Source organism: Mesorhizobium sp. M7A.F.Ca.US.014.04.1.1, from assembly GCF_003998745.1.
GTDB classification, from domain to species: domain Bacteria; phylum Pseudomonadota; class Alphaproteobacteria; order Rhizobiales; family Rhizobiaceae; genus Mesorhizobium; species Mesorhizobium ciceri.
In genome coordinates, this window is sequence record NZ_RZRW01000232.1 from 1 (window position 1) to 8,586 (window position 8,586).

At 60.5% G+C, this 8,586-nt stretch carries 7 protein-coding genes; 1 reads left to right on the forward strand and 6 read right to left on the reverse strand.

Annotated features, from left to right (window positions below):
• Both EOA22_RS16795 and EOA22_RS16800 read right to left on the reverse strand, forming a co-directional pair.
• Positions 1-806 (reverse strand): lytic murein transglycosylase (locus EOA22_RS16795; protein WP_127390095.1); only part of this gene is annotated, 806 nt, incomplete at its 3' end.
• A gap of 257 nt (positions 807-1,063) precedes the next feature.
• On the reverse strand, positions 1,064-1,864 hold the full coding sequence (locus EOA22_RS16800; protein ID WP_013530938.1) for a GH25 family lysozyme: 801 nt from the start codon (positions 1,862-1,864) through the stop codon (positions 1,064-1,066).
• Between the two features lie 229 nt (positions 1,865-2,093).
• Between EOA22_RS16800 and EOA22_RS16805 the strand changes: the two genes are divergently transcribed.
• Positions 2,094-3,473: a serine hydrolase gene (locus EOA22_RS16805; RefSeq protein WP_063168488.1), complete on the forward strand. Its 1,380-nt coding sequence runs from the start codon at positions 2,094-2,096 to the stop codon at positions 3,471-3,473.
• 52 nt (positions 3,474-3,525) lie between these two features.
• Here the strand turns inward: EOA22_RS16805 and EOA22_RS16810 are convergent, their stop codons facing one another.
• From EOA22_RS16810 to EOA22_RS16825, 4 genes are all read right to left on the reverse strand, one after another.
• The gene (locus tag EOA22_RS16810) at positions 3,526-4,209 is read right to left on the reverse strand and encodes a class I SAM-dependent methyltransferase (protein WP_063168487.1); all 684 of its coding nucleotides are present in this window, start codon (positions 4,207-4,209) and stop codon (positions 3,526-3,528) included.
• Positions 4,206-5,504 (reverse strand): DUF3419 family protein, encoded by a 1,299-nt coding sequence (locus EOA22_RS16815; RefSeq protein WP_063168486.1) that lies wholly within the window; start codon positions 5,502-5,504, stop codon positions 4,206-4,208. Before EOA22_RS16815 ends, EOA22_RS16810 begins: the two co-directional genes overlap by 4 nt.
• Positions 5,505-5,971: 467 nt before the next feature.
• Positions 5,972-7,249: a PIN-like domain-containing protein gene (locus EOA22_RS16820; RefSeq protein ID WP_063168485.1), complete on the reverse strand. Its 1,278-nt coding sequence runs from the start codon at positions 7,247-7,249 to the stop codon at positions 5,972-5,974.
• A 288-nt stretch (positions 7,250-7,537) separates the two neighbouring features.
• Positions 7,538-8,586: hydantoinase B/oxoprolinase family protein (locus EOA22_RS16825; RefSeq protein WP_206521292.1), on the reverse strand; the 1,049-nt coding region annotated here is incomplete at its 5' end.

Genomic DNA, 8,586 nt, shown 5'->3' on the forward strand with positions numbered 1-8,586 from the left:
CCGCTGGGGTAGGTGACGCCCCATTGCGCCCACTGCGACAGCGGCCGCTTGTTGGTGCGACCGGTCTGATCCCACGGCATGTCTTCGGGCACGCGGACTTCCTGGATCCAGGGCTGGTCGCGTTTCCAGCCGCGCGACAGCACCTTGTTGGCAGTGGTCATGATCACATCAGGCACGCTGCCGCGCAGGTCGATCTTGCCGTCGCCGTCGCCGTCGACGCCGCGTGCCAGATAGTCGGAGGGCAGGATCTGCGTCTGGCCGATCTCGCCGGCCCAGGCGCCCCTGACATCGGCCGGCAGCACGCCGCGATCGATCAGTTCCAGAAGCGGCACCAGCTGTTGCCGGAAGAGCTGCGGCCGGCGGCAATCATGGGAAAGCGTCACCAGGGCGCTCAGCGTGTGGAAGTCGCCCTGCACGGCGCCGAAATCGGTCTCCAGCGCCCAGAAGGCGGCGATGATCGGCGCCTGGACGCCGAACTGCTGGTCGGCGCGGGCGAAGACATCCGCGTATTTCTTCATGTTCGCCGCACCTTGCTTCAGGCGATAGGCCGAGATCATCCGGTTGGAAAACTCGACAAAGGTTTGGGTGAAGACGCCCTGGGCGCGGTCGCGCGCCAACACCTTGTCATCTAAGGTTGCCGCTTCAAGGGCGTCGAGACCCACTGCACCTACGCCGGCCGCCTTGGCTTCCGCGGCGACGCCCTGCTTCCAGGATTCGAAGTCGCCGCCGCATTCCTGCGCCATCGCCGGCAAGGCCGTGGCGCACAGGGTCAGCGCAGCCGCGAGGACTTTGGAACGCAGTCGCATCAGCTTCCTTTCGAAACGAACAGGGGGTCATTTGTTGTGCTCCCCCCCGGGAAGCCCAACGCCCTGAATTACCGGCGGTTGCACTCTTTCCCGCTGGCTGTGTCGAAAAGCAGGCGGCAGGCCCGGTGTCAACGGTGTTCTGCGGCAGCTTCTCTGCTGGAGTGATTTGATGCAGGGCAGTGCTGCCGTTGCACCGGTTCAACGGAAGCTCTGCTGGAGTGATTTGATCCAGGGCGGTGCTGCCGTTGAACCTGACGTCAACGGGTGTTCTGCCGCAGCCATTTGTTCCAGGCGGCTTCGCTGCCGTTGAAGACGTTGATGTCGGACTTGCCGGTCATGCCGGGAACGATGCCGGTTCCGGTGTACTGCCAGAAGGTGAAGGGGTGGCTGCCGTATTTCTCACGCGGATGGCCGGCGACGGAACGCAGCCAGTAGGGATAGCCGCGGAACCCTGACAGCCCGTTGTCGTCGAAGAAGTCGACGGAAGTGTAGATGATCGGCTTCTTGCCGTAATGGCGTTCGACGATTTCGAGGAAGGTGGTCATCTCCGCGCGCACCGTGGCGGCGTCGGGACGCAGCCTGCAGGTCGGCGATTGCGGGTTCCATTCCATATCGAGGACCGGCGGCATCGCCGAGCGATCGACGGGGACGTTGCGGATGAACCAGCGCGCCTGAACGGCAGCCGGGGTGCAGAAATAATAGAAATGATAGGCGGCTCGCGGAATCCCGTTGGCCTTCGTGCGCGCCCAATGCTCGCTGAAATACTCGTCGAAACGGTCGCCGCCCTCGGTCGCCTTGATGAAGGCGAAGGAGATGCCGCTGGCCCTGGCAGCCGGCCAGTCGACCGAGGTCTGGTATTTGGAAACATCGGTGCCGTGGACGGCATAGTTCCACGGCGCGCCGCTCTCCCATTCATGCGGCTTGGAGTCGGCAAAGCGCGGCGCGCGCACGGCAACCGTCGGGCTGCTCGAAGCGGATGGCGACAGCGGCGAGAGATCGTCGACGGTCGAGCAAGCACCAAGCAGCGCTAGCATGATCAGGCCCGCAAGACGGCGCATCGCAATTCCCGAGCCGGATTCAGCCGGTCGCTGATGGGTCTCTACACTGATGGCCTGCTTTGTGATCGGGCCCCCTCCGAACGATCGCCCCACAGCATCGCTCAGCATATCCTGTGATCGCCGATCATGGTTGATAATCCGTTGATGGCGCTCGACAAGCATTGTGATTTGCGGAAGCAATGGCGGCAAATCGATGACATAAGGGTCGCGCAGGGCCCGGAGGAAATAAATGCGGATCGTGGTCAAGATCGTCAAATGGCTGCTTGGCCTGATCGTCCTGGCGGTCGCAGCACTTTTTGCCTGGCTTTATATCGCGCCACCGGAGTTGATCAGGGTCGGCTCGGGCTACTCGGCCAAGATCGTCTGTTCGAACGTTTTTATCGCCGGCCGCGATCCCAATGAGGTGCTGGCCGTCGACGTGCAGGCACCCGGGCATCCCCTGCTGCGGTTAATGCGGGTTTCGGTGGACAAGAACAGGGGAACGGTGTCTGCCGGCCTGTTCGGTTTCCTCGGCAAGAGCGTCGCCGTAGCCCGCGACGGGCTTGGCTGCGCTTCGGTTCCGGACGGCGACGTAGGAAAGGTGCGGCGGACCGCGATCCAAGCGGAGCCGTCCGCAGTCACCATGGGCGACCTGTGGCCGGAAGGCGAACGGGTCGAGGCATCACAGGATCCGGTTGTTGCCAAGCTGCTGGATGATGCGGCGCTGATCGGCACCGGCATGCGCGCGGTGGTGGTGGTCAAGAATGGCCGTGTCGTCGCCGAGCGCTACGGCGATGGCTTTTCCGCCAGGACGCCGCTGCTCGGCTGGTCGATGACCAAAACAGTGAATGCCGCCATCGTCGGTACGTTGGTCAAGGACGGCAAGATGGCTTTCGACAACAAAAACCTGTTCGCGCCGTGGAAGGCGGACGGCCGCGCCGCGATCAGCCTTGCCGACATGATGGCGATGTCGAGCGGGCTGGAGTTCAACGAGGATTATGGCGACGTCGCCGACGTCACGCGCATGCTCTATCTCGAACCTGACATGGCGGGCTTTGCCGAATCCAAGCCGCTGGCTGCAGAGGTCGGCAAACAGTTTTCCTATTCGAGCGGCACGGCGGTGATGCTGTCGCGCCTCTGGCAGGACGCGGTCGGCGACAAGGCCAGGGCGCTGACGTGGCCGCGCACGGCGCTATTCGAGCCGCTCGGCATGCACAGCGCGGTGCTTGAAACGGACGAGCAGGGCACCTTCGTCGGCTCGTCCTATCTCTACGCGACCGCGCATGACTGGGCGCGCTTCGGCCAGTTCCTGCTGCAAGGCGGGGTGTGGAACGGCAACCAGATCCTGCCGGCCGGTTTCGTCGACTGGATGCGCGAGCCGGCATCCGCCTCGAAGGTCTACGGCAAGGGCCAATTGTGGATCGAGGCCCCGGGCGATGAGGAAAACCCCGGCGCCGGCGTCGCGGCAGGCCTGCCCAAGGACACGTACTGGATGGAAGGCCATGACGGGCAGACGGTTGCCATCATTCCCTCGGAGCAGTTGGTGGTGGTGCGGCTGGGGCTGACGCCTGCCAAGCTTGGCTATCGGCCGCAGACGATGGTGGGGGCGCTGATGAAGGCGCTGCATTAAGGTGCATTGACATTCAGGTGAGGTCGGCCTGCAAATGGCGGTTTCACCTTGGCTAGCCGCGCGGCCCGATAACCGCCAGCCAGGCATAGCCGCGATAAAGCGTGCCGAAACGGAAGCTTGCGCCGGTTCGCCGAGATTCCGATTCCAGCACTTCGCGCAACGATTCACGCGGCGCGACGTGGAATTTTTTCAGCCAGCCGCGCAGCAGCGCACGGAACCAGCCGGGCAGCCCTTCCTGCTGGCCGAAATCGACGATGTGCAGCGAACCGTTCGGCGACAGGGCGGCAAGTGCCGCCGATACTGTTTTTTCCCAGCCGGGGATCATCGACAGCGAATAGGACACGAAGACACGGTCGAAGCGTTCGACATCGAAGAGTGCCCGGGCATCGAAATCGGTGGCATCGCCCCTAGCCAATATGACGCGACCGGACAGGCCCTCGCGGTCGATCGCCTTTCCGGCCGTCTCCAGCATTTCGGCCGAAATATCGAGGCCGAAAAAGCGCGCGTCGGGATAGTGACGGGCGGCGAGGATGACGTTGCGGCCGGTGCCGCAGCCGAGTTCCAGCACGGTGCCACCGGCAGGCACGTCGAGCCCCGAGATCATTGGGTCGCGGCCGAGCAGGTAGTATTTGCGGGTCAGGTCGTAGATGTGGCGCTGCCAGCGGTAGACGCCGTCCATCAGTTCGGCATGATTGGCCTTGAATTCGGGGCTGGCCGGCAGCTCGCTGCTGCTCATGCCGCGCGCTTTACGTAGAGATGGAAGCCGCCATAGATGGCCGAGCGGTCGCGGGCCGAAAATTCCCGCGAAGCCTGGTCCTGATAGTCCCATTGGTCGAGCAGCGAACTGGAGACGCGACCCGGCAGCAGGCTGGGCTCGGCGGCGGTGCGGAAGATGACGCGGGCGCCGGCCGAAGCCGTGCGGGTGATTTCCGCCCACAGCGCGTTGAGCTGATCGTCGGTCATCCAGTCCTGTGCGTCGAGCAGGACGAAGCGGTCGACCGCGCCTGCATCCTTGCCGGCGAGAAACTCGATCAGATTGGCATGGTGGATGGCGACGCGGCCGACATTGCCGCGGATGGTCTCGTAATTCTGCTTTTCGAGATAGGCGGGCAGGGCGGCCTCGCCGGGGTTCGGATAGCGGCGGGCAAAGGCCTGCCAGGCGAAGTAGTTATTCTCCAGCGGAAAATCGCAAGCGAGTTTTTCCAGCCGGGCTTTCAGCACGCTGGCCATGGTGCCGTCGCCAGAAGTGATCAGCGAATCGTACTGCGCCGGTGGAATGCCGAGGCCGAACAGCGAAGCCTTGCGCGACGTCGCCCATCTCAAAAGCTTGTTGTCGAAGACCGGCGCCAACTCCTCGTTGAAGAAGCGGCGCTGCTCGCCGATGTTCCTGGCCTGCATGATGCCGGCTGGGTCGACGCCGAAGAATTTTCCCGTGCGATGGCCCATGGCGATGAACAAGCCGAGCAGGCCGGTCTGGTAGAAATTGCGGTCGAACACAGTGATGCGACGGCGCCCGCGCCAGTTGCGGCGCTCCCAGTAGTGACGGCTGACAGGATCGAGATGCGGCGCGATGAAACGGTCATACGCTTTCGAATTGTGGCTGGTGTCGGCGGCGCCGAAGAAGCGGAACAGATCGCCCTGCGATGGCAAATGGCGCACCGCCTCCAGCTTCATGCGGTTCAGCGCGATGTGCGCGGTGTTGAGGTCGACGGCGTCGACCCGGGCCGGCGAGCGCGTGAGGTAGGCCAGGATGTTGCAGCCGCCGGAGGCGATGGTGACGACGCGGTGGCCCTGGCCAAGCTGCATCGCCTCCATGTCGACATCGGGGTCTTCCCAGATCTGCGGATAGACGAGGCCGGAGAACAGGAAGGCGAACAGCCGCTCCGAAATGCCGGCCTTCGACAGCGGGCGGTTCTGATAGACGGCCTTTCCAACTTCCTTGCCGCGGCGAAAAACCAGATCTGCGGAAACGTCCGTCATGGCAAGATGATTCCCCATTTGCTTTGCCGCAAGCGGGTAGCGCAGGCTCATGACAGGCCGGTGACAGCCGGTTGACGCCGGTCGATCCTTGCTGATCTCGATAATGTCTTCGAAAGTGCGGCGGTGCGCGTCTCGACATGGACCGCGCGCTTTTTCATCGAATCTGATTGCAAATAGTCATACGTCGGCCGGCTTCGGCAAGCAGGCCAACAGGACCAGTGCGCTCGATGAAGGGGTAGAGTTGCGAAGCCCGGTTGGAAGTTGTGTCGCCACAACGCTATATTCCGTGAACTGAATGTACGACAGCAGCAAGCTATACTCGACAGTCAGGAAGCCGCGCATGCTTGTCTTTTGGCGAGTCGGCATCCAGGCTGCGACATTGTCGTGGCAGAAATATTCCGGGGGTCGCCATTTCCCGATTTCACCCCCGCCAGCGGGACGATGCCGCCGGAGGGCCGATATACGAAGAGGTCTGTCGCCAGATCGGCAATCTTTTTATCTGAAGATGGTTCGTCCTTCTAGCCCTCTTTTTTGCGAAAAACTTCGTTTATCCCACGGTTTGATTTGATTGCATCCATTAATTTTGGAATCTGGTCCCAATATTCGCTGTAAGAAAAGCAATCTATTAGTTTACTGAACGCATACCACGTGTTTATTTTTTCCGGATCGTCTTTATTTTTGTTTTGGAAAATTGATTGTGCTTCTATGGATAGTTTTTCAAGATGCTCTTCCAGGGAATTGAATTCCCAGTCATCTAAATTCCCATCACCGGTTCTTCTAAGAGATTGTTCCTCCGAAATTCTCCCCGACACTTTAGTGATTTTCATAGCAGTTTTTATAATTTCATCTTCGCTTTTAGCCGTATGAAGGGCAAGGACGGTCACGAGATTCAGCATTTCGCTATGTCTAAACAAAATTGAACGTCTAGGAATTTCTCTTGTTTCTTGAACTCTCTCCATCTCTTTCACTGTTTCCTTGGAAACCAGTTCTTCGTCCTCGCTGGATACGAAGGCTAAAAAGCGCGATGGCGAATATGCGTAGAACAACTGGCCAGTCGCTTCGAAAAACTCGTGCCTGAGTTCAGGCCTTGGTCCCAGGGTCTTGCCATCATGTCGTGCCCACCAGTCTTCTTTGTTATCGTCAGTGACAAAAAGGACCGGAAGCTGAGCCGACTTTGCCTTGTCCTTCATTTCAGCCCAAATCAGATAATCGCCCGGACGGCCTTTGTCTTTATAACCGGGGGGGATTTTCGCATCGAAACGTCGCAGCGCTTCTTTCCGTCGCTGTTCGATGTCGACTGGTTGCTTCCCTACCTTTCCATCGAAGATGTCAGTAACGTCCTTGAAAACCGATAGAGCTTCAGGAAGCTGCTTTACGGCAGTTTCAACTTCAAGGGTCAGGCGCTCGAAGAACTTGCCGATCTCGTCCATAGAGGATCCTTGGGGCCAAGGATCGAATCTGGAGAACGCGCCAATTGCCCCTTCGACCTCATTGCGTTTCTTTAGCAGCTCATCTTTTAGCTTCTGATATGCCGCTCTATTGGTCGAATCAGCATCGCGCCCGTCTGCCTGGAACTCTGCACCGGCCTGATGAGGCAACCACAGTCTATCCCCAAATGACCTAAATGCAGCAAGGACTTCCGCCCGTCTAGCGGGCATAAATCTGAATAGGTGTAATAAGACATTTGTATCCGGGACCAGAAGTCCCGTCTTCCAGATCTTGTCTAATTCCTTTTTGGTGGGCTCGTAAAACCCATGAAAAATCTTCCGCATCCAACCCCCCGGAGTCGAAGCCATTACAACATCGCTGTGAACATTGAAGCAAGCGAGACTTGTAGAGAAATGCCTTTCGAAACCTTTTCTTACCGTGTGAACGGCTCGCTATTGTCGAATGGTAGCGTATAGCGGAATCCTGAATGGTTGCGGTCCCACGTGCCCTAGAATGTCAGAATGCTCCGATGGTGCGGGGAAGTAGGAGGTGGCGATCACAGCCGCTATCATCTGCGCAATAGCCTACTAGGCTAGCATCGCCGCCGAATAGCTGGTGATAAATGCGGCCGGGAGGCGCGAGCCAGTCAAGCGGTTTCAGGCCTTGCCAAATCCCCCCGGCGTCGGCGTCGTCAGGATGACGGCGTCGCCGGCCTGCAACATGGTCTGGTCGCAGGCTTTCAGCAGGTCGATCGTGCCGTCCTTGCGGCGGATCTTGGTCGAGCCGACCTCGCCGTCGCCGCCTCCGTCCAGCCCTTGCGGCGGCCGGTTGCGGTGCGAGGACAGGATCGCGCATTCCATCTTTTCGAGGAAGCGGATGGTGCGTTTGGTGCCGTCGCCGGCGCTCCATCTGCCCTTGCCGCCGGAATCTTTCCGGATGTGGAAATCCTCGAGCAGAACGGGAAAGCGCAGCTCCAGCACTTCGGGATCGGTGAGGCGCGAATTGGTCATGTGGGTGTGGACGCCGGAGGTGCCGGCAAAGCCGCGGCCCGAGTTCATCCGGCCGGCCGGCGAGCCGGAGCAGATCGTCTCGTAATATTGATACGTCTTGTTGCCGAAGGTCAGGTTGTTCATCGTGCCTTGGGCGTTGGCCATGGCGCCCATGGCGCCGAACAGCGCGTTGGTGACATGCTGCGAGGTCTCGACATTGCCGGCGACGACGGCGGCGGGGTAGGCGGGTTTCAGCATGCAGCCATCGGGAATGATGATGTTGATGGGCCGCAGGCACCCGGCATTCATCGGGATCATATCCTCGACCATGACGCGGAAGGCGTAGAGCACGGCGGCGCGGGCCACCGGCTCGGGCGCGTTGAAATTGTTCTTCATCACCGGCGAGGTGCCGGTGAAGTCTACCGTCGCCTCGCGCTTTTGCCGGTCGACCGTGATCTTCACCTTGATGATCTGGCCGGTGTCGGTCGGGTATTCGTACTCAGAACTATCCGGCAGCCGCTCCAGCACGCGGCGCACGCTTTCGGCGGCATTGTCCTGGACATGGCCCATATAGGCCTCGACGACATCGAGGCCGAAATGGGCGACCATCTTGCGCAGTTCGGCTACGCCCTTTTCGTTGGCGGCGATCTGCGCCTTGAGGTCGGCGATGTTCTGGTGCGGATTGCGGGCCGGATAGCGGGGATCGGTGAGCAGCG